The organism is Xanthomonas sp. NCPPB 3200 (assembly GCF_056393585.1).
In genome coordinates this window covers 808,199-828,955 of the sequence record NZ_CM150785.1, presented here as the reverse complement: position 1 = coordinate 828,955, position 20,757 = coordinate 808,199, and the positions used below count along the sequence as shown (strand labels likewise).

The window sequence follows — 20,757 nt, the reverse complement described above, 5'->3', positions numbered from 1 at the left end:
TTCGGCGCTGCCGAAGCCTGCATCAAACAATCACGCATTGTCTGCCGCGGAACAAGCCCGGATCCTTGGCTGCATGGAGACATTGCACACCCACTGGTATCTGATCGCAGGCGTGTTTTTGCTGGCAGGCTGGGTCAAGGGCGTGGCCGGGATGGGCTTGCCGACCGTTGCGATGGGGCTGCTGGGTCTGTGGCTGACGCCTGCCGAGGCAGCGACCTTACTGGTTCTGCCTTCGCTTGTGACGAATGTGCAGCAAGCCTGGGGGCCGGACACGGCGACCCTGTTGCGACGTCTGTGGCCATTGCTGGCCACCGTGACGCTGGGCACCTGGCTGAGTGCAGGGGTGCTGACAGGCGCCGACCCCAGCCTGGTCCGCGCCGGGTTGGGCGCGCTGCTGGCGCTGTACGCCTTGCTTGGGCTGGCCCGTCGACACTGGACGATGCAGGCACGTCACGAACCGTGGGCAGGGCCACTGGCCGGGCTGGCCACCGGTCTGTTGAGTGGCGCCACCGGCGTGTTCGTGCTGCCATCACTGCCCTACCTCACCGCCCTGCAACTACCGCGCGAGCTGTTGATCCGCTCCCTGGGCTGGTGTTTCGGCGTGGCGACGCTGGCGCTGGCCAGTGCCCTGGCCTGGCACGGCGCGCTACCCCGCGCGGCGATCGCTCCGTCGTTGTGGGCACTGCTACCCACCGCCATCGGCATGTGGCTGGGTGCCTGGGTGCGCAACCGCATTTCCGCCGAGACGTTTCGACGTTTCTTTTTCACCACCTTGCTGGTGCTCGGTCTGCAAGGTGTCTGGCAGGCACTGGCGTAAGCACAACGGGCGTCGCACGACACGCAGGCACGGCAGCCGGCAATCGATCGTCAGTCAAATCCGCTCGCGACGTCGTGCCAGACATGAAAGGGTCGGCCAATAAAAACGCCACCGCGATGCGGTGGCGTTTCTTGTATTTAACGCTGATGTCGTCGCCAGCTGTTCGACGAACGATCAGTCGGCCCAACGTCCCGGCGCGGTCGACTGCGGCAGCACCTGCGCCGACAGCGGCTGGTCCTGCGACAGCAGGCCCAGCGCATCGGCGAGGATGGCGGCCGATTCGTGCAGCAGCGGATCCGGGCGCTTTTCTGCGGCCTTCTCACGCGCGGTGTCCTTGACGATATCGCGCTCGTTGCCGGTCAGGCCGTCGTCGCTGTCTTCGGCAAGCGGGTCCAGCGGCAGGCCCAGCTGCTTGCGCACCTGCTGGCGATCCTTGCGCTGCTGATCCTGCTTCTGACGCTCGGCAACGCGCTCGGCCTCGTTCAACGAGATGTACTTCTTGGCCTTCTCATCGCGGAACTGCTTGACGTCCTCTTCCCACCACTGGAATTCCTTGTCGGTGGCGATACGCGCGGTGTGCAGGCCCTGCAATTTGGGCAGCAGTGGCGCGAAGTTGCCGTACTGGGTGTGCGGTGCGGCGGCGATGCGCGTCCACGGCAGCGCGTTGTCGTAGGTGCTCTCGCCGAACTCGGTGGCATCCACGCTGGCCGGGAATGCGATGTCCGGCACCACGCCCTTGTGCTGGGTGCTGGAGCCGCTGACGCGGAAGAACTGCGCGATCGTCAGCTTGACCTGCCCGTAGCGCTGGCCTTCCGCCGCCGGCCAGCGGTCCAGGTCGACGATGTTCTGCACCGTGCCCTTGCCGAAGCTGGTTTCACCGATCACCAGGCCGCGGCCGTAGTCCTGGATGGCACCGGCAAAGATCTCCGAGGCGGATGCCGAGCCGCGGTTGATCAGCACGCCCAGCGGACCATCCCAGGCCACCTTGGGATTGCTGTCGCCATTGACGGTGACCCGGCCGCCGGATTCGCGCACCTGCACCACCGGGCCCTGCTCAATGAACAGGCCGGTGAGCTCGATCGCCTCGTCCAGCGAACCGCCGCCGTTGTTGCGCAGGTCCAGCACCACGCCGTCGACCTTGTCGGTCTTGAAGCCGGCCAGCAGCTTGGCGACGTCGCGCGTTGCCGAGGCATAGTCGGTCGCGTTGCGGCGACGGCCTTCGAAATCCTGATAGAAGCCCGGCAGCTTGATGATGCCGATGCGGCGCTCCGGCTCGTTGCCCTTGGCCGGCAGGGTGATGGTCTCGCCTTTGGCGGCCTGCTCGGCCAGGCGCACCTTCTGCCGGGTCAGCGTCACGGTGCGGTGCTTGCCGTCGATGCCCGATTCGGCCGGGATGTATTCCAGACGCACCTGGGTGTCCTTGCTGCCGCGGATCTTGGCGACCACGTCGTCGATGCGCCAGCCGATCACATCCTCGATCGCGCCGTTCTTGGCCTGGCCCACGCCGACGATGCGATCGCCCGGCTTGAGCGTGCCATCCACCGCTGCTGGACCGCCCGGGATGACCTCACGGATCACCACCATGTCGTCCTGCTTCTGCAGCTGCGCACCGATACCTTCCAACGACAGCGACATCTGCTGATTGAAGTTTTCGGCCGTGCGCGGCGTGAAGTAGTCGGTATGCGGATCGACTGCGTTGGTGTAGGCGTTGACGAAGAACTGGAACACGTCCTCGGCCTTCAACTCGTTGACCGAATCAGCCAGCGCCGCATAGCGCTTGTCCAACGTCTTGCGGATGTCTTCGGGCTTCTTGCCGGCCAGCTTCAGGCGCAGCCAGTCGTTCATCACCGACTGGCGCCACAGCACGTCCAGCTGCTTGTCGTCGGCAGCCCACGGCACGTCCTTGCGGTCGTACTCAAACTTGTCGCTGCCGGTGAAATCGAAGTCCTGCTTGAGCAGGTCGCGCGCATACTTGACGCGCTGGTCGACGCGCTTCTTGTAGACCGAGAACACCTGGAACGCCGGATCCAGCTTGCCGCCGCGCAGCGCGTCGCCCACGCCTGCTTCCAGCGGTGCGAAGCCGGTGATGTCGGTCTGGGTAAAGAACTGTTTGCTGCCGTCCAGGGTTTCCAGATAGCGCTTAAACACGTCCTTGGTCATGGCCTCGTCCAGCGTGCGCGGACGGTAGGCATAGCGGCTGTCGGAGAGCAGGCCATAGACCAGCTTGGTCGCTGTGGCCTGATCGGGCGTGGCTGCCGCCGGCAACGCCGTGTCGGCGCGTGCGAGCAATGCCATCGGAGTGGTCAACACCAGCGCCAGCAGGCCGGCCTTCATGGACGCAGAAACGTTGTAGGTCATCGAATGGCTCTCGGCACAGGGCCGACGAAAGAAAGGCGGTGAACGGATCAGACAGCATGACAGTGCCGAAAGTTGCTGGCGTTGTCATCCGCTGGCTGAATCAGCCTAGCGCCGGGCCTGTAGCGGATTGTGAACGCGCCCGTACCCTGCAAGCCGAGAGCAGCGGCCGGAGACGACACGACCCCGCGGTGTGCGGGGTCGTGTGGGTCGTTCTAGCTCGAAATCATCGGAGCTACTCGAGGGCGGTCGCGGGCAGTTCGCGACGACATGCACTCGGCATGCGGCCGGATGCGGCATCAGCTGACGCCGGCACTGGCGGCCGCGCCCGCCTGAGCGTGGGCGCAGGCGTGATCGGCTGGCTTAAGCAGCAACGCCCGCGCCGGCGGCCTGACGATCGGCGTGATACGAGGAGCGCACCATCGGCCCGGAAGCGACGTGGCTGAAGCCCAGCGCATTGCCGTAGTCCTCCAGCGCCTTGTATTCCTCCGGCGTCCAGTAGCGCATCACCGGATGATGGTGCGGCGTCGGCTGCAGGTACTGGCCGATGGTGATCATGTCCACATCGTGCGCGCGCAGGTCGCGCAAGGTGGCGTGCACCTGCTCCATCGTCTCGCCCAGGCCGAGCATGATGCCGGACTTGGTGGCGATGGACGGATGCTGCGCCTTGAAGCGCTGCAGCAGGGTCAGCGACCACTGGTAGTCGGCACCCGGACGCACGTTCGGGTACAGATCCGGCACGGTTTCGATGTTGTGGTTGAACACGTCCGGCGGGCTGAGCGCCAGGATCTCCAGCGCGCGGTCCATGCGGCCCTTGCCGCGGAAGTCCGGGGTCAGGATCTCGATGCGGGTCTTGGGTGAGCTGACCCGGATGGCCGAAATGCAGTCGACGAAATGCTGGGCACCGCCGTCGCGCAGGTCATCGCGATCCACGCTGGTCACCACCACATACTTCAGGCCCATGTCGGCCACGGTGGTGGCCAGGCTGGCCGGCTCGTTTGCATCCGGCGGCTTGGGCCGGCCATGCGCCACATCGCAGAACGAGCAGCGCCGCGTGCAGACCTCGCCCAGGATCATGAAGGTGGCGGTGCCGTGGCTGAAGCACTCGTGGATGTTCGGGCAGCTGGCTTCCTCGCAGACCGTGACCAGGCGGTTTTCGCGCAGCTTGGCCTTGAGGTTCTGCACTGCATTGCCGGACGGAATCCGCACCCGGATCCACGACGGCTTGCGCAACACCGGCGCATCGACGAACTGCACTGGCGAGCGGTTGATCTTGTCGCCACCGATCTGCTTGACGCCGGTCTGCAGCGGCGCAGGTGCGGCGGTGTCGCCGGAGACGACCTGCAAGGGGATGGAACGGGCGATAGGCTGGGTCATGGCAGTAACGGGCGCTCAGGCCGGAAGCGAAAGGTCGGGCAACGCGGAGACAGGCTGCAGGACGAGACCGAACTGGCGCGCCAGCTGATCGAGCAGCACCGCCTTGACGGCGTCCATCCCGGAGGGGCCGCCCAAGTCTAGCACCGAGGTCACCTGCAGGCCCTGATAGCCACAGGGGTTGATGCGGTGGAACGGCTCCAGGTCCATCGCCACATTGAACGACAGGCCGTGGAAGGTGCAGCCGCGCCGCACCCGGATCCCGAGCGCGGCGATCTTTGCCCCGCCCACGTACACGCCCGGCGCGCCCTCGCGGCGCTCAGCGAGGATGTTCCATTCGTCCAGCGTGTCGATCAGCGCCTGCTCGATCTTGCACACGTAATCGCGCACGCCGATCTTGAGCCGACGCAGGTCCAGCAGCGGATAGACCACCAGCTGGCCGGGGCCGTGATAGGTGACCTGGCCGCCGCGATCGACCTGCAGCACCGGAATTTCGCCCGGCGCGAGCACATGCTCGGGCTTGCCGGCCTGGCCCAGCGTAAACACCGGCGCATGCTCGACCACCCACACTTCGTCGGCCGTGGCCTCATCACGCGCATCGGTGAAACGCTGCATCGCACGCCAAACTGGCGCGTACGCCTGTCGGCCGAGATCGCGCAACTGCGCCGGCAGGACGGGGACAGGGCTTTCCGCAGCCTGGATCGCTACAGCGTCCACTTCACTTCCGGGTGGTCGCGCAGCGCCTGGTGCGCAGCGTCGAACTGCTCGCGGCTCTCGGCACGGAAGCCGATCTTGACCGAGACATATTTGCCGCTGGACGAATGCTTCCAGCTGATGCTTTCCTCCAGCAGCTCCACACCGGTGGCGGCGAGCAGGCGCGGAAGTTCGCTTTCCAGCCCGCGCTCGGCCGCGCCCATTGCGCTGAGCTCGAAGGTACCGGGAAACTGGAAGCCGTGATCGGGGTTGTCGGTGCTGATTTCCATCCGCCCATTATCGGGACGATGGCGGACAAACCCAAGCCCGCACTGGTCGAACGGATGAGCGCGTTACGGCCGGGGAGCCGGGCGGGCCGCCCCCAACTTTCAGCAAGAATCTGCCATTACAATCCCGGACCAAACACAGATACGCGCCGGTGATGGTTCTACACGGTGGGGCGCCGGCAGAAAATGTTTGTGCTCCTGGGCACGTTCACGCGGCGCAGCAGCGGCCGCAGGCACCTTTGCTGAACATCGCCCCTCCTTACCTTTCCAGGCCCTCCATGCTTCGACCGCGCGCCTTGTCCGCTGCCCTGCTGCTCTCTCTTTCCGCACTGTCGATGCCGGCCGTGGCTGCCGACCAGTGCGATTCCAGCAGAATGAGCCGGACGCCGCCGGCGGTGAACTTCCGGGTCGACAACGACCTGTTCGGCGGAGAGGATCAGGACCAGGGCTATTCCAACGGCGCGGTGCTGACGCTGGTGTCGCCCAACCTGGTCGACTACACCGACGACCCCTGCCTGCCGCGCACCGCGCGCTGGGTCAACGGCTATCTGGAGCGTCTGCATCCGGGCGAGTTCGATCAGCAGAACATGGTGTTCTCGATCGGCCAGGCGATTTTCACTCCCACCGACCCCACCCGCCGCGATGTGATCCCGGACGATCGCCCGTATGCGGGCATCCTGCTGGCGAGCTTCGGCTACAACGCGCGCAACGATGCGCATCTGCGCACCACCCAGCTGCAGGTCGGCGTGGTCGGCCCGTGGGCATTTGCGCAGGAAGCGCAGGATGCGATCCACGATGTGCTGGGCGACGAAAAATTCCAGGGCTGGGACAACCAGCTGCACAACGAGCCGCTGATCAACCTGGTGCACGAGCGCATGCGCCGCTGGCCGGGCGATGCGGCAGTCAATGCGGACGGCTTCGGCTGGGATTTCATCTCGCATTGGGGCGGCGCGGTCGGCAACATGGCCACGCATCTGAATGCCGGTGGCGAGGTGCGCTTCGGCTGGAAGCTGCCGGACGACTTCGGCAGCACCCCGACCCGCCCGGCCGGCGAGAATACCGCCCCCAGCCGGCTCGGACGCGCCAGCGGCTGGTCGGGCCATCTGTTCCTGACCACCGATGCGCGCTGGGTGCTGCGCGACATCACCCTGGACGGCAACACCTTCCGCAACAGCCACAGCGTGGACAAGCGCCCGTTCGTAGGCGACGTCGGCTACGGCCTGGCGGTGATGTACGGCCGCTGGAAGTTCGCCATCGCCCGCTACCACCGCACCCGCGAATTCGACACCCAGCGCGAAACGCCGGTGTATGGCAGTTTCACGATCAGCCGGATGCTTTGAGGGCTGGGAATTGGGAATCGGGAATGGGGAATAGGTAGAGCAAACGCAACACACCCGATTCCCGATTCCCGATTCCCGATTCCCGATTCCAAAAAAATGCCGGCTTTCGCCGGCATTTTTTTATTCTGATTCCCACCACATCCAGAACGCATCCCAGAGGCGCTTGAAGAAGCCGCCCTCCTCGACTGCGTTGATGGCGACCAGCGGGGCCTGGGCGATGATCTTGCCGTCCAGGCTGACCTTGACGGTGCCGATCTGCTGGCCCTGCTTGATCGGGGCCTGCAGGTTCTTGGCCACTTCCATGCTGGGCTTGAGGTCGTTGTAGCGGCCGCGCTGCAGGCTGACCAGCAATGGCTGGGCCACGCCGAGCTGCACTTCGTCCTGCTGGCCCTTCCAGACCTTCTGCTTGGTCACGACCTTGCCGGGCGCGTACAGGCTGTGGGTTTCGAAGAAGCGGAAGCCCCAGTTGAGCAGGGCCAGGCTGTCGTCGGCGCGCTGGCGCTCGGACGAATCGCCCATCACCACCGCCACCAGGCGCTGGTCGCCGCGCTTGGCCGAGCTCAGCAGGCAGTAGCCGGCCTCGGAGGTGTGGCCGGTCTTGATGCCGTCCACCGCCGGGTCGCGCCACAACAGCAGGTTGCGGTTGTTCTGCTTGATGCTGCCGACCTGGAATTCCTTGATCTTGTTGTAGGCATAGGTCTCCGGGTAATCGCGCACCATCGCGCGGCCCAGCATCGCCAGGTCGTAGGCGGTGGAATGGTGACCTTCGGCGCTGAGGCCGTGCGCGTTGACGAAGTAGGAGTCCTTCATGCCGATCTTGGCGGCGTAGCTGTTCATCAGTGAGGCGAAGGCTTCTTCGCTGCCGGCCACATGCTCGGCCAGTGCGATCGCGGCATCGTTGCCGGACTGGATCGCCATGCCCTTTTCCATGTCTTCCAGACGCGCGGTCTGGTTGACCGGGAAGCCGCTGTAGCTGCCGTCGGTGCCGGCACCGCCCTCGCGCCAGGCGCGCTCGCTCATCATGACCTGGTCGTCGCGCTTGACCTTGCCATTCTTGATTTCGGCAGCGACCACGTAGGACGTCATCACCTTGGTGATGCTGGCCGGGGCCAGCTGCTGATGGATGTTTTCACCGGCCAGCACCTGCCCGGTGGCGTAATCCATCAGGATCCAGGACTTGGACACCGCCGGCGCGGGTGCGGGCGGAACCGGGACGGCGGCCGGCGCAGCGGCAACGGCAGGCGTCGGCTGCGGCGCAGGGGTCTGCGCGCAGACCAGGCCAAAGGCGAACGTGGCCACCGCAGCGGCGGCGAAGCGGAATTTCATTGAAGAACGACTCCTGACGGGCCCGAAGGCTGGGTAATGCGAAATTGTAAGGCGCCACGGCGATCAGGGCGACGCACGCGATGCTGCGCGCGCCTGCGCAGTTCAGCGATGGCGGCAGACGACGCGCCGAACGTGGCTGACGCACTGGGCGATCGAGCAAGCTGCATGGGGCGCGTGGTGATTGCGGCTGCCCGACGCTAGCTGTCGATAGCGGGCGCCGGCCTACCCACCGACGCCTTGGCTGCCGGATCGATCGTGGCTAGTTGGCGACGATCTGCGGGCGCCCGAAGCCCAGGCCGGCGATGCGCTGCGCGATTTCCGAGGCATTGGCGTGATCGCGCGCATTGACGCGCAGCCGCCACAAGGTGCGACCGCCGCTGACGATGTCGCTGACGCTGGCACCGGCGATCCCGGCCGAGGCAAGCTGCGACAGCGCGCGGTTGGCGTTTTCGCGGCTGGCGAAACTGGCCACCTGCAACAGGATGTCGCCCAGTGCCGCCTCGGCCACGCTCGGCGCCTTGACCGGTACCGGTTCGCTCCTGAGCGGACGTGCCGGCGCGCTGTCGGCGGGCTTGATCGCCGCCACCGCGACCGGGGCGGCTGGCGCGACCGCGACCGGGGCAGCCGAGGCAGGCCGCGGCGCGGCGGCAGCCGGCTTGCCGGTGGCCACGCGCACGCCCTGCGACTTCATCCAGGCATCGAAGTTGTCGGCGTTGCCGGGCTGGCGCGAATCGGCCACGCGGTAGCGCCAACGCTCGCCCGCGGGAATCGCAGCGGCCCCTGCACTGCCCGCTCCTGCACTGCCCGCCCCTGCGGCGGCCACCGGAGCGGCGGCACTGGCGGCCACTGCGCGCGGGGCGGCGGCCGGCACGGTGCGGGTGGGCAGGCGCTGCACCAACCCATCGATCTGGCTGGCACTGGCGGCCGGCCGTGCGGCGGCCACCGCAGTGCTGACCGGCGCGCGGCCGCTGCGGCGCTTGGCCAGCAGATTGCCGTTGTCGGCTTCGGTCAGGCCGCGTACCTCGACGTTGCCGGTGCCCTTGCCGGTGATGCCCAGCTTGACCGCTGCGGCGTAGCTCAGATCGATCACGCGGCCATCGTGGAACGGGCCGCGGTCGTTGACGCGCACCACCACCGAGTCGCCGGTGTCGGTGTTGGTCACCAGGGCGAAGCTGGGCAACGGCAAGGTCTTGTGGGCGGCAGTGAAGGCGTACATGTCGTAGACCTCCTTGTTGGAGGTCAGCCGGCCGTGGAATTTGCTGCCGTAATACGAGGCAGTCCCGCGTTCGACATAGTCGCCGGGGTTGTCCATCACCACGTAGCGTTTGCCCAGCACCTCATACGGCGAGCGGTTGCCCACCGCCGAGCGCGGCTCGTTGGTGACCAGCGGTTCGGGGATGCAGGCCACGTTGGGCACGTGGTCCGGCGTGGTGTCCTTGACGCCGGGCTTGTACAGGCCGCCGGCGGTGTAGTCGCCGCGCGTGGACGGGTCTTCCTTGGCGGGTGCGTAGGGCGAGGTCGAGGGGCAACCGGTGGCCACATACGCCGGCCCCTTGCCGTCGACCTTGACGCCCTTGATCGCGCCGCTGCCGCCGGTACCGGCGCTTTTCTTCGGTGCACTGCTACAGGCCGCCAAGCCGAGCATCAGCGCCATCGGGATCAGCCACTTGGGGCCTGTCGTGCTGTTCATGCCGGGGGTAACTCCTTGCCGGCGATGGCCTCGGACAGCTGGAACACGGCCATCGCGTACATCTTGGAAATGTTGTAACGGGTGATCGCGTAGAAATTCTGGAAGCCCAGCCAGTACTGCTTGCCGTTGGCATCGTCCAGGGTGATCGGGGTGGCGGTGCTGCCGGCCACCACCGGCGCATTCGGGTGATAGCCGCGCGCAGACAGGTCGGCCAGCGTGTACACCGGCGACCAGTCGGTGGGATTGAATTCCTCGTGGCCGGCGGCCAGCGTGGCCGGCACCGCGACCTGGCCACCGCGCACCCAACCGCCCTTCTTGACGAAGTAGTTGGCGACCGAGGCAAACACGTCGTTGTGGTCGGTGAACAGGTTGCGCTTGCCGTCGGCATCGCCGTCGACGGCGAACTGGCGGTAGCTGGACGGCATGAACTGGCCCATGCCCATCGCGCCGGCATAGCTGCCGATCAGCGTGGTGACATCGAGCTGCTCTTCCTTGCCGAGCGCGAACAGCTGGCCAAGTTCATCGCGGAAGAACAGCTCGCGACGCACTTCGCGTTCGAGCTTGGCCGGGTCGCCGCTGCGCGGGTAGCGGAACGCCAGCGTGTACAGCGCGTCCAGCACGCGGTACTTGCCGGCATTGCTGCCGTAACTGGTCTCCACCCCGATGATGGCCACGATCACCTGCGCCGGCACGCCGGTGGCCGCTTCGACCTTGCTCAGCTCGGCACGATGCTCGGCCAGGAACTTGCGGCCGCCATCGATTCGCGCCTGGGTGATGAACATCGGGCGGTATTCGTTCCACGGTTTGACCCGCTCGGCCGGGCGCGACATCGCGGTGACGATGGCGTCCTTGAATTGCGCCTGCGCCAGCACCGCTTCGATCTGTGCGGCGTCGATGCCGTATTTAGCGGCGGTGTCGCGCACGAAGTTGGCGCGGGCGATCTCGAACGGCACCGGGGTCAGGTCCACCGGCGGCAGCGCGGGCGCTTCGGCAGCGGCACTGACGGGCGCGACCGGGGCGCTCGGCGGCTTGGCCGGGGGCGCGCTGGCGGCCGGCGGCGGGGTCGGAGGGCTGGGCTGAGTCGCGCAGGCGACAAAGCCGAGGGTGAGCAGGCAGGTCAGAGTGCGTCGAATCATCGGCCGAGGGTAACAGAGAACAGATGAACTTCTGGCAATAAGACCATGAAAGGAAAGAGCTTTAGTTTGCCGCTCCGGGCGGCGGGGATTTGGGAGGGGGGATTGGGGATTGGTTTGGGTGCTGTGCGGGAATGGGGAATGGGGATTCGGGATTCGGGATTCGGGATTCGGGGGAATTGTGGGGTGCGGGGTGCGGGGGTGCTCGTGTGCCGACCGGGGTTGTCTGGTGGACCGGGCCAGGGGCTGGCGACGCTTTGTGTCTGGCGGCATGCCGTGGGCCTGCTTCTGATTTCTTCCTCTGATGGCATGAGCGGCCGGCTTGGGTCCCTTGAGGTCGATCCGGCCGTCAGGCGCGGCGGAGTGGCCGCGCCTGGTCGATCACAGGGCCGGGAAGCGTGGCGCAGTCGAGCAGGTGGGTACGCTGCCGCCAAGTTGCACGCTGGAGGTGGTGACGTTGCTGCCGGTCGGGGTGAGCGCGCTGTTGCTCAGCCCGATCTGCGCATCGCTGGCGGAGACCGCGGTATTGCCGGTGGCTACATTGGCCAGCGTCAGGTCCAGCGGCGTCTGCGCATCGAAGCCTTTCAGGATCCAGCCCTTGCCCTTGAGGCCGACATCGCCGGTGGTACGCAGGCCGTTGACGACGACCCCGGCGAAGCTGGGCTTGGTGCCGCTGCCGCCCACCGAATAGAACGGGTTGATCACCAGCGGGCTGGTCACCCCGTACAAGCAGGTATTGCGATAGGTGACCAGGCTGACCGGGCCGCCCTTGGCAAGGCTGGTCTTGATGCGCAAGCCGGTGTTGTCGGTACTGCGCCTGCCGGCATCGTCGGTGGCGGTGATGGCGTTGTTGTCGACCAGCACGTTGTTGACCCCGGACATCACCTCGCTGCCGATCGAGATGCCGTGGGTGCCGTAGCAGCGGTTGTCGCGCACGCTGATGTTGCCGGACTTGGACGCAATGGTCTTGATCGCCACGCAGTCGTCGCCGCCCATTACATCGTTGTCGACCAGGCTGGCGTTGACCACGCTGTCCAGGTCCAGGCCGTCGGTGTTGGGGCTGGTCGCCGGCGACTTCACCCGCACGCCCCAGATGGTCAGGCCATCGACGATATGCGCGAAGAAATGGAAGTACGCCGCATTGATCAGATTGACGTTGTAGAGGGTGAACGTATTGGAGTTCTGCACCTTGATCAGGTCCGGGCTGTTCTGCACCTGGCCGGCAGCCTTGGCGTTTTCGCCGAACTCCCACCAGGTGGTGCTCTTGCCGAGCATGGGCAGGTCGCCGCGCCCGTCGATCGTGCCCTGACGCCCGCCGGTGCGTACGCCCATCACGCCCGACCTGGTGCCCTTGACGCTGATCAGCGGCAGGCAGCCGCCGCTCTTGGCGCCTGCGATACCGCAACCGCTGCCGTAGTCGGCCGGATTGCGCGAGCCGTACAGGGTCACGCCCTGATCGACGACCAGGGTGACGCCGGTGGGAATGGTCAGCGGGCCGCTGAGAAACGCGTTGCCGGTGCCGGCCTTGAGCAGCACGCTGCCGTTCTTGCCGGTGCAGGCAGTCAGCGCGGCCTGGATGGCTTTGGTATCGGGCGGCGCGCTTTCCAGCGCGGCGTCGAACAGCCGCCCGCTCGGCGTGTAGCTGGCACTTACCGGCTGGCAGGTGGCGGGAATCGCCGGCTCGGAGACCGCGCGCGTATCGCCGGTGGCAAGGTTGATGGCGCCGGCGTGTGCGGCGAACGTAAGACAGACACCGCCGATCGCGGCGGTTAGCAGTTTCATGGAAGAGGTCACCTGGAAGAGGAATGGCGCGTGCCTGCAACTGCAACGCGACCCGGCCGCGCGCAGGACGGCGGCGCATCGGACTCTACGGAGCGACGCGCCCATTCACAGAAGGCGAGCGAACCCGATGCCGCATGCGCGAAGCGGCCCTGCGCCGGGATGTCGTCATTGCAACGCAGCGCGCAGAACCGCGCGCGCCTTGCGCAGCGTCAGCTGCGTGTCATGGGCTTGTCGCCAGCGGCGTGCTGCGCCTGGCCTGGTGTGATTGGCTCTTTCGACATGGGTGAGTGCCTGTCAGCGTCGGCTGCAGAACCTGCCGGCTCAGTAGCCGTGCACCGGGCGGTGCGCCTTGACCGCCATCACCAAGCCCAGCCCGGCCAGCAGCGACACCGCCGAGGTACCGCCGTAACTCATCAGCGGCATCGGCACGCCCACCACCGGCAGCAGGCCGGAAATCATGCCGCCGTTGACCAGCACGTAAACGAAGAAGGCCAGGCCGGTGGCACCGGCGACCAGGCGCGAATAGGTGTCGCGCGCCTGCGAGGCGATCCACAGGCAGCGCGCGATCACGATCAGGTACAGGCTGAGCACGGTCGCCACGCCGATCCAGCCGAACTCCTCGCTGAGCACCGAGAATGCAAAGTCGGTGGTCTGTTCGGGAATGAAGTTCAGATGCGACTGCGAGCCCAGTCCCCAGCCCTTGCCGTCGAAACCGCCCGAGCCAATCGCGATCTTGGACTGGATGATGTTCCAGCCGGCGCCCAGCGCATCGTTTTCCGGGTTGAGGAACATCATGATGCGGTCCTTCTGGTAAGGCCGCAGCAGCCAGAACCAGGCCACCGGCGCGGCCGCCGAGACGCCGCCCACGCCCACCGCCACCCACCACCACGGCAGGCCGGCCAGCAGCAGCACGAACACGCCGCTGGCGGCGATCAGCACGCCGGTGCCGAAGTCTGGCTGCAGCATGATCAGGGCGGTCGGCACGCCGATGATCACGCCGGTCACCAGCACGGTGGAGATGCGCGGCGGCAACGGCATGCGGTGCAGATACCAGGCGGCCATCATCGGCAGGCTGATCTTGAGCAGTTCGGCCGGCTGCAGGTAGAACAGTTTCAGGTCCAGCCACTGGCGGCCGTACTTGCCGGTGCCCAGCGCGAACACCGCCAGCAGCGGCAGCATCGACAGGCCGTACACCCACGGCGTCCAGGCGCGCAGGCGCAGCACCGACATGCGCGAAATGCCCCACATCGCAGCCAGGCCGATGACGAAGCGCACGGCTTGCGCCATCACCAGATGATCGCCGTTGGCGGCGCCGCCTGCGCTCTTGAGCACCGACAGGCCGATCACCATCAGCGCACCCAGCGCCAGGCACAGCACCCAGTCCAGGCTGCGCGTGAAGCGCGCAACCATGTCCACCAGCCAGCGCAGGATGTCACTCAATGGTCGGTCTCCTGGACCGCATCGGGCACATCCGGCACCACGGGCTGCGCCGGCGTGTTGGGGTCCAACGCCACCGCGGTCTGGCCGATCACCACCGGCAGCTCGTCCAGCGTGGCCGCGGCCGCATCGCCGGCCTGGCGCGCATCGGTGGCGCCGGCTTCGAACTGGTTGACGCCCACCGCGGTCATGCCGAGCTCGCTGTCCAGCGGCTCCAGGCCGGCGGGCAGCTTGCCGAGCAGCCAGGCGTCGAAGATCTTGCGTGCGATCGGCGCTGCCGAGCTGGTACCGAAACCACCGCCCTCCACCGCCACCGCCACTGCGATGACCGGGTTGTCGGCCGGCGCGAAGCCGACGAACAGGCCACGGTGGCGCAGGTGCAGCGGCAGGCTGCGCGGGTCCACCGCAGCCACGCCCTTGCGGCTGACCACCTGCGCGGTGCCGGTCTTGCCGGCCATCTGATACGGCGCGCCCGGCGTGATCGCATAGCCGGTGCCGCCGGGGCGCATGGTGTCCATCATGCCCTCGCGCACCACCTGCAGATGCGCCGCGCTCGGGCTGATCGGCTTGCCCGGCGGCTGGATCATCGGCTGCCAGGGGTGATCGAAGCCGGTGCGCTGCTCCAGCACCAGGTGCGGGCGCAGCAGCAGCCCGCTGGCGATCGCCGAGACCCCGCGCACCAGTTGCAGCGGGGTCACCTTCCAGTCGCCCTGGCCGATGGCGATGTTGACGGTGTCGCCGGGATACCAGCGCTCCTTGCGGGTTTTGTACTTGTAGGCCGGCGACGGCAGGATGCCGCCGATCTCGCCGAGCAGGTCCACCCCGGTCGGCTGGCCGAAGCCGTACTCGCCCAGGTAGTGGTCGAAGCGCTCGATGCCCATGTCCACCGCCAGCCGGTAGTAATAGGTATTGACCGACTGGGCGATGGACTTGCGCAGATCGGTCCAGCCATGGCCGCCGCGGTGCGAGTCGCCCCAGCCGCGGCTGACCCCGGGCAGGTAGAACATGCCGGTGGACAGCACCCGGTCTTCCGGCCGGCGCAGGCCGCTGTCCAGGCCGGCCAGCGCGATCAGCGGCTTGAGCGTGGAGCCCGGCGCCACGCCGCCCAGCACCAGCCGGTTGAACTGCGGCCGCGACGGGTTGTCGTTGAGCATCTTGAAGTCGGTATGCGAGATGCCGTTGACGAACAGGTTGGGGTCGTAGCTGGGCAGGCTGACCATGCCCAGGATCTCGCCGGTGCGCGGGTCCATCGCGATCGCCGCGCCCTCGTGCTCGCCGAACGCGGCCACCATCGCGCGCTGCAGGTCGGCATCCACCGACAGCCGCAGATCCGCGCCCGACTGCGGCGCGACCCGGCCGACGGTGCGGATCGCCCGCCCCTGCACGTTGGTTTCGACCTGCTCGTAACCGACCTGGCCGCGCAGGTCCTGCTCGTAGTAGCGCTCCAGCCCGGACTTGCCCATGTGGGTGAGCGCGGCATTGCCCTCGCCCAGCACCGCCAGGTCCTTCTCGTCGATGCGGCCGACGTAGCCGATGATGTGCGCGAACAGCGGCCCGTACGGGTAGCGCCGGGTCAGGTAGGGCTCCAGCTCCACGCCGGGGAAGCGCCAGCGCTCCACCGCAAAGCGCGCCATTTCCTCATCGCTCATGCGCAGCTTGAGGGTGACCGGCAGGAAGCTGCGGCGTGCGCGCCGCTCGCGGTTGAAGCGCTCCAGATCCTCCGGCGCGATCGGGATCACCTTGCCCAGCGCGGCCAGCATGGCGTCCATGTCGGCGACCTTGTCCGGGGTCACGTCCAGGCGGAAGGCCGGCACGTTCTCGGCCAGCAGCCGGCCGGTGCGGTCGTAGATCATGCCGCGCCCGGGCACCACCGGCTTGGGCTTGATGCGGTTGGCTTCCGAGCGCGTGGCATAGACCTCGTGGTCGAGCACCTGCAGCTTGAAATACCAGCCGCCCAGCCCGACCAGGCAGATCACCACCATCACAAAGCCCAGCACCGCGCGCCGGCGGAACTGCTCGGCCTCCGCATGCGGGTTCTTGGGATGACGGCGCCCGTGCATGGCTTACTTCTTGCTCCGCTTGCCCAGCCGCACCGCATCCAGCAACACGAACAGCGGCGGCCACAGCGCCATGCCCAGCAGCGGCGCCCACCAGTAGCTCCACGGCAGGGTCGGCTCGCCCACCGCCAGATGCACGGCCGAGGAGACGATGCGGTCGTTGAGCAGCAGCCCGCCGATCGCCAGCGCCTGCTGCGAGACCGGGAAGAAGCGCATCCGCGCGCGGAAGCGCTGCAGGATGAAGGTCATGATCACCAGCCGCAGCGCCTGCTCGCCGAGCAGCCCGCCATACAGCAGGTCGGCCAGCACGCCGGCCACGAAGGCGATGCCCAGCCCGACCCGGTCCGGCTCCTCGATCACCCAGTACGCCAGCACCAGCGCCAGCCAGTAAGGACGCAGCGGCTGCACCACCACCGGCAGCGGCAGCAGGCCCAGCACCAGCGCGATGACGATGCTCGCCGGCAGGATCCAGGTGTTGCGCATACGGGTCATTGGTCCGTCTCCTGCGGAGCCGGACGGGAATTGGGAGTCGGGAATGGGGAATCGGTAGGAGCGGTGTTCTGCGGCGGTGCGGTTGCTGCGCCCTGGTTGTTTCGGGAACGGGAATTGGGAATAGGGAATCGGGAATTGGTAGGAGCGCCACGCTGCGGCGTCGCGGTGGCTGCGCCCTGGTTGTTTTGGGGACGGGAGTCGGGATCCGGGAGTTGGGAATTAGCAGGCACAGCCCCTTGCGACGATGCAGGTGCTGCGGCTTGCCTGGTCAATCGCGCGGAGGGCGTCGCCTCGGCGCCGTTGCCACTCCCGATTCCCGATTCCCCATTCCCGATTCCCGGCACCACCCGCAACGGCTTGCCCGCGCGCAGCAGCAGCACATCGCGGCCGCGATCGAGCTTGGCGGCCGGGGTCAGTTCGCCGACCAGGAAGGCGTGGGTGTCGTCCGGGTGCAGTTCGGAGACCTTGCCGACCGGGAAGCCAGCCGGGAAGCGGCCACCGAGGCCGGAGGTGACGATTTCGTCGCCCACCTGCACGCCGGCACTGAGCGGGATGTCGCGCAGTTCCAGCCGGTCGCCGCGGCCGTAGACGATCAGGCGCACGCCGTTGCGCGCCACGCTGACCGGCACCGCGTGGTCGGGGTCGGTCAGCAGCAGCACGGTCGAATGCAGCGGGGTCACTTCGATCACCTGGCCCATCAACCCGCCGGCATCGATCACCGCTTGGCCCAGCAGCACGCCATCGCGGCTGCCGGCGTCCAGCAGCAGGCGTTGCCGGGTCGGGTCCAGGTCGATATCCAGGATCGGCGCCAGCTGCACGTCCAGCCCGCGGCGCTCGGCCACGTTGAGCAGCTCGCGCAGCTGCGCATTGTCCAGCGCGGCGGTCTGCAGCCGGGTCAGGCGCGCATTGGCCACCAGCAACTGATTGCGCAGGGTACGGGTTTCTTCCACCAGCTGCGCATGGGTGGCGGCGTTGTCGCGCACCTGCGAGCCGATCCGCCCCGGCAACCCGGCCACCGCCCAGATCGGCTGGATCAGCAGGTTGGCCTGCAGACGCACCTGGCTCAGCCAGCCCCCCCGGCTATCGAGCGCGATCAGCACGATCGCCAGCACCAGATAGACCAGCAGCCGCAGCGTGGAGGTGACTTCGCCCGGACGGGAGGCGACGGGAGGACCGGCGTAGGAGGGCACTGTCAGGGCCGGGAATGGGGAATCGGGAATGGGGAATCGGAGAGCGCTGTGCTGCCCTTGGTGCGGCTCAGGCTAGGAGCGGCTAACAAAACGTAGCGAGCAATCGTCAGGTGGGTGCGGGCGGCGCGCAGGAACCGGAGTGTACGGGGGGTGCATGAGGATTCCGAGCACCTGCCACGCCCGCCAGGCGGCTGCGCAGTAGTTTTGATGGCTGCTCTGGAACTCAAATCGGCGGGACTGCGTCGTAACCGCAAAGGGCCGCAGGCAGGGAATGTTTTTACGATTCCCCAATCCCGATTCCCGATTCCCGTCCCCATCACTCCGGCGCGAAGAACTCGTTGCCGTGCATGTCCACCAGCTCCAGCGCGCGACCGCCGCCGCGGGCCACGCAGGTGAGCGGGTCGTCGGCGACCTGTACGTGCAGGCCGGTTTCTTCGGAGATCAGGCGGTCCAGGTCGCGCAGCAGTGCACCGCCGCCGGTGAGCACGATGCCGCGCTCGGCCACGTCGGCACACAGTTCCGGCGGGGTCTGTTCCAGCGCCAGCTTGACCGCCGAGACGATGCCCGACAGCGGCTCGTGCAATGCCTCGAGCACTTCGTTGGAGTTGATCTTGATCATCTTCGGCACGCCTTCGGCAAGATTGCGGCCGGAGATTTCCATCTCCTGCACCTCGTCCTGCGGGTAGGCGCAGCCGATCTGCAGCTTGATGCGCTCGGCGGTGGCTTCGCCGATCAGCATGCCGTGGTTGCGGCGCACGTAGTTGGTGATCGACTCGTCGAAGCGGTCGCCGCCCACGCGCACCGACTGCGAGTAGACGATGCCGTTGAGCGAGATGACCGCCACTTCGGTGGTGCCGCCGCCGATGTCGATGACCATCGAACCGCGCGCCTCGGTCACCGGCATGCCGGCACCGATCGCCGCGGCCATGGGTTCCTCGATCAGATACACATCGCGCGCACCGGCTTCTTCCGCCGATTCCTTGATGGCGCGGCGCTCGACCTGGGTGGAACCGGCCGGCACGCACACCAGCACGCGCGGGCTCGGGCGCAGGAAGCGCGACTTGTGCACCTTCTTGATGAAGTGCTTCAGCATTGCCTCGGTGTAGGTGAAGTCGGCGATGACGCCGTCCTTCATCGGGCGGATCGTGGTGATGTGACCCGGGGTGCGGCCGAGCATCTGCTTGGCCTCGGCGCCGACGGCGGCCACCGAGCGCGTGCCGCCGATTGCGCGGTCCTGACGCACCGCCACCACCGAAGGTTCGTTCAGTACGATGCCCTGCCCGCGTACGTATATCAGCGTATTGGCCGTGCCCAGGTCGATGGACAGGTCGTTGGAGAACATGCCGCGGAGTTTCTTGAACATCGAGGGAGTTGTTCCTGGGTAAGTCGCGTGCCCGCCGCCAGACTGGCGAAATTTTGGGCAGAAAACGAAGTCCACTAGCCTAGCAATCCCCCCCGGTGCGGGCAAGGAAAAATCGGCCGTTTCGGCGTCGTTTTCATGTGCCGGTCACGCCGGGCATGGCATGCGGTTGTGGCCCTGATCGGTCGCAGCCGTTACCCTTTGCGCCGCGGCGCGCGCGCCGTCCCGCTGCCATGCCCGGCAACTGGCGGGTATTTCCCAACGCAAAGGCCTGACTCGATGTCCGCACTGATCTGTGGTTCCCTCGCCTACGACACCATCATGGTGTTTCCGGACCAGTTCAAGAACCACATCCTGCCGGACAAGGTGCACATCCTGAATGTGTCGTTCCTGGTCCCGCGCATGCGCCGCGAGTTCGGCGGTTGCGCCGGCAATATCGCCTACAACCTGCATCTGCTCGGCGGCGCGCCGATCCCGATGGGCACCGTGGGCCAGGACTTCGGCCCGTACCGCGAACACTTCGAAACGCTGGGGATCGACCTGTCGCGGGTGAAGATCATCGACGACCTGTTCACCCCGCAGGCCTTCATCACCACCGACCACGACAACAACCAGATCACCGCCTTCCATCCGGGCGCGATGATGCGCAGCTACGAGAACCACGTGAAGGATGTGCCGGGCGTGACCCTGGGCCTGGTCGGCCCGGATGGGCGCGAGGGCATGATCCAGAATGCGGAAGAGTTCGCTGCCGCCGGCATCCCCTTCATCTTCGACCCCGGCCAGGCGATGCCCTTGTTCAACGGCCCGGAACTGCGCCAGTTCATCGAGCAGGCCCAGTACGTGGTGGTCAACGACTACGAATCCAACCTGCTGCAGGAGCGCACCGGCTGGGACGAGAAGGACATCGTCTCGCGCGTGCAGGCCTACATCACCACGCAGGGCCCCAAGGGCGCGCTGGTGCATACGCCGGAAAAGACCTACGACATCCCGCCGGCGCACGAGCGCCGCGTGGTCGACCCGACCGGCTGCGGTGACGCCTTCCGCGCCGGCCTGATCTACGGCATCCAGGGCGGTTACGACTGGCTGACGATCGGGCGAATGGGCAACCTGATGGGCGCGCTGAAGGTGGAGCACCCGGGCACGCAGAACCAGCGGTTCGACTTTGCCGAGTTCAACGACCAGTTCAAGCAGCAGTTCGGCTACGCGCTCTGACGCGCACCGCCGCTGATCAGCGCTTGCCCTTCTCCTCTCGGGAGAAGGTGCCCCGCAGGGGCGGATGAGGGGACGGGCGAAGCCCCGTGCAACGTGAACAGCACGACGCTTCGCACCGCCCCTCACCGCACCCCCGCTCCCGCTCCCGCAGGAAAGGGGCGCGTCGGCACCGCAATTGCTGCAATGCAGTTTGAGCATCGGCCCGATCTGTG

At 67.0% G+C, this 20,757-nt stretch carries 16 protein-coding genes and 1 other RNA gene; 3 read left to right on the top strand and 14 right to left on the bottom strand.

Going from position 1 to position 20,757, the window contains the following annotated elements; genetic code table 11:
* The first annotated feature begins 73 nt into the window (after nucleotides 1-73).
* Entirely contained in the window at nucleotides 74-817 is a 744-nt protein-coding gene (locus tag AC06DU_RS03505) for a sulfite exporter TauE/SafE family protein (RefSeq protein ID WP_167708400.1), read from the top strand.
* 174 nt (nucleotides 818-991) lie between these two features.
* On the opposite strand, the gene AC06DU_RS03500 is transcribed toward AC06DU_RS03505, so the two are convergent.
* The 4 genes from AC06DU_RS03500 to AC06DU_RS03485 all read right to left on the bottom strand — a co-directional run bounded on the left by AC06DU_RS03500 (nucleotide 992) and on the right by AC06DU_RS03485 (nucleotide 5,529).
* A complete protein-coding gene (locus AC06DU_RS03500; protein ID WP_181097827.1) occupies nucleotides 992-3,151 on the bottom strand; it encodes a carboxy terminal-processing peptidase in 2,160 nt (719 codons plus the stop codon).
* Between the two features lie 384 nt (nucleotides 3,152-3,535).
* Nucleotides 3,536-4,549: a lipoyl synthase gene (gene lipA, locus AC06DU_RS03495; RefSeq protein ID WP_016900831.1), complete on the bottom strand. Its 1,014-nt coding sequence runs from the start codon at nucleotides 4,547-4,549 to the stop codon at nucleotides 3,536-3,538.
* A 15-nt stretch (nucleotides 4,550-4,564) separates the two neighbouring features.
* Nucleotides 4,565-5,161, bottom strand: a complete 597-nt coding sequence (lipB, locus tag AC06DU_RS03490) for a lipoyl(octanoyl) transferase LipB (RefSeq protein WP_252374684.1) — start codon at nucleotides 5,159-5,161, stop codon at nucleotides 4,565-4,567.
* 89 nt (nucleotides 5,162-5,250) lie between these two features.
* Nucleotides 5,251-5,529 (bottom strand): YbeD family protein, encoded by a 279-nt coding sequence (locus tag AC06DU_RS03485; RefSeq protein ID WP_016900827.1) that lies wholly within the window; start codon nucleotides 5,527-5,529, stop codon nucleotides 5,251-5,253.
* 275 nt (nucleotides 5,530-5,804) lie between these two features.
* Between AC06DU_RS03485 and AC06DU_RS03480 the strand changes: the two genes are divergently transcribed.
* Complete coding sequence (locus AC06DU_RS03480) at nucleotides 5,805-6,866, top strand: lipid A deacylase LpxR family protein (protein WP_024939686.1); 1,062 nt, start codon at nucleotides 5,805-5,807, stop codon at nucleotides 6,864-6,866.
* 120 nt (nucleotides 6,867-6,986) lie between these two features.
* Here the strand turns inward: AC06DU_RS03480 and AC06DU_RS03475 are convergent, their stop codons facing one another.
* The 10 genes from AC06DU_RS03475 to AC06DU_RS03430 form a co-directional block, all read right to left on the bottom strand.
* Nucleotides 6,987-8,192, bottom strand: a complete 1,206-nt coding sequence (locus AC06DU_RS03475) for a D-alanyl-D-alanine carboxypeptidase family protein (protein ID WP_016900824.1) — start codon at nucleotides 8,190-8,192, stop codon at nucleotides 6,987-6,989.
* 259 nt (nucleotides 8,193-8,451) lie between these two features.
* Nucleotides 8,452-9,882 carry a septal ring lytic transglycosylase RlpA family protein gene (locus AC06DU_RS03470; protein ID WP_435014911.1) on the bottom strand — a complete coding sequence of 477 codons (1,431 nt, stop codon included), beginning with the start codon at nucleotides 9,880-9,882 and terminating at the stop codon, nucleotides 8,452-8,454.
* The gene (gene mltB, locus AC06DU_RS03465; RefSeq protein WP_478203575.1) at nucleotides 9,879-11,018 is read right to left on the bottom strand and encodes a lytic murein transglycosylase B; all 1,140 of its coding nucleotides are present in this window, start codon (nucleotides 11,016-11,018) and stop codon (nucleotides 9,879-9,881) included. The genes AC06DU_RS03470 and mltB overlap by 4 nt, the downstream gene beginning before the upstream one ends.
* 378 nt (nucleotides 11,019-11,396) lie before the next feature.
* Entirely contained in the window at nucleotides 11,397-12,797 is a 1,401-nt protein-coding gene (locus tag AC06DU_RS03460; protein WP_478203573.1) for a glycoside hydrolase family 28 protein, read from the bottom strand.
* A gap of 321 nt (nucleotides 12,798-13,118) precedes the next feature.
* Nucleotides 13,119-14,237, bottom strand: coding sequence for a rod shape-determining protein RodA (gene rodA, locus AC06DU_RS03455; RefSeq protein WP_024940727.1), 1,119 nt, complete (start codon nucleotides 14,235-14,237; stop codon nucleotides 13,119-13,121).
* The gene (gene mrdA / locus AC06DU_RS03450; RefSeq protein ID WP_039523408.1) at nucleotides 14,234-16,294 is read right to left on the bottom strand and encodes a penicillin-binding protein 2; all 2,061 of its coding nucleotides are present in this window, start codon (nucleotides 16,292-16,294) and stop codon (nucleotides 14,234-14,236) included. Before mrdA ends, rodA begins: the two co-directional genes overlap by 4 nt.
* Before the next feature lie 3 nt (nucleotides 16,295-16,297).
* Complete coding sequence (gene mreD, locus AC06DU_RS03445) at nucleotides 16,298-16,783, bottom strand: rod shape-determining protein MreD (RefSeq protein WP_016900812.1); 486 nt, start codon at nucleotides 16,781-16,783, stop codon at nucleotides 16,298-16,300.
* The gene (gene mreC, locus AC06DU_RS03440) at nucleotides 16,780-17,973 is read right to left on the bottom strand and encodes a rod shape-determining protein MreC (protein ID WP_102580438.1); all 1,194 of its coding nucleotides are present in this window, start codon (nucleotides 17,971-17,973) and stop codon (nucleotides 16,780-16,782) included. The genes mreD and mreC overlap by 4 nt, the downstream gene beginning before the upstream one ends.
* A gap of 80 nt (nucleotides 17,974-18,053) precedes the next feature.
* Nucleotides 18,054-18,129: non-coding RNA, sX9 sRNA (locus AC06DU_RS03435), on the bottom strand.
* Between the two features lie 160 nt (nucleotides 18,130-18,289).
* Nucleotides 18,290-19,336, bottom strand: a complete 1,047-nt coding sequence (locus tag AC06DU_RS03430; RefSeq protein ID WP_003482734.1) for a rod shape-determining protein — start codon at nucleotides 19,334-19,336, stop codon at nucleotides 18,290-18,292.
* Between the two features lie 276 nt (nucleotides 19,337-19,612).
* Here AC06DU_RS03430 and AC06DU_RS03425 point away from each other — a divergent pair, with 276 nt between their 5' ends.
* Entirely contained in the window at nucleotides 19,613-20,545 is a 933-nt protein-coding gene (locus tag AC06DU_RS03425) for a carbohydrate kinase family protein (RefSeq protein ID WP_003482735.1), read from the top strand.
* Nucleotides 20,546-20,757: the final 212 nt, after the last annotated feature.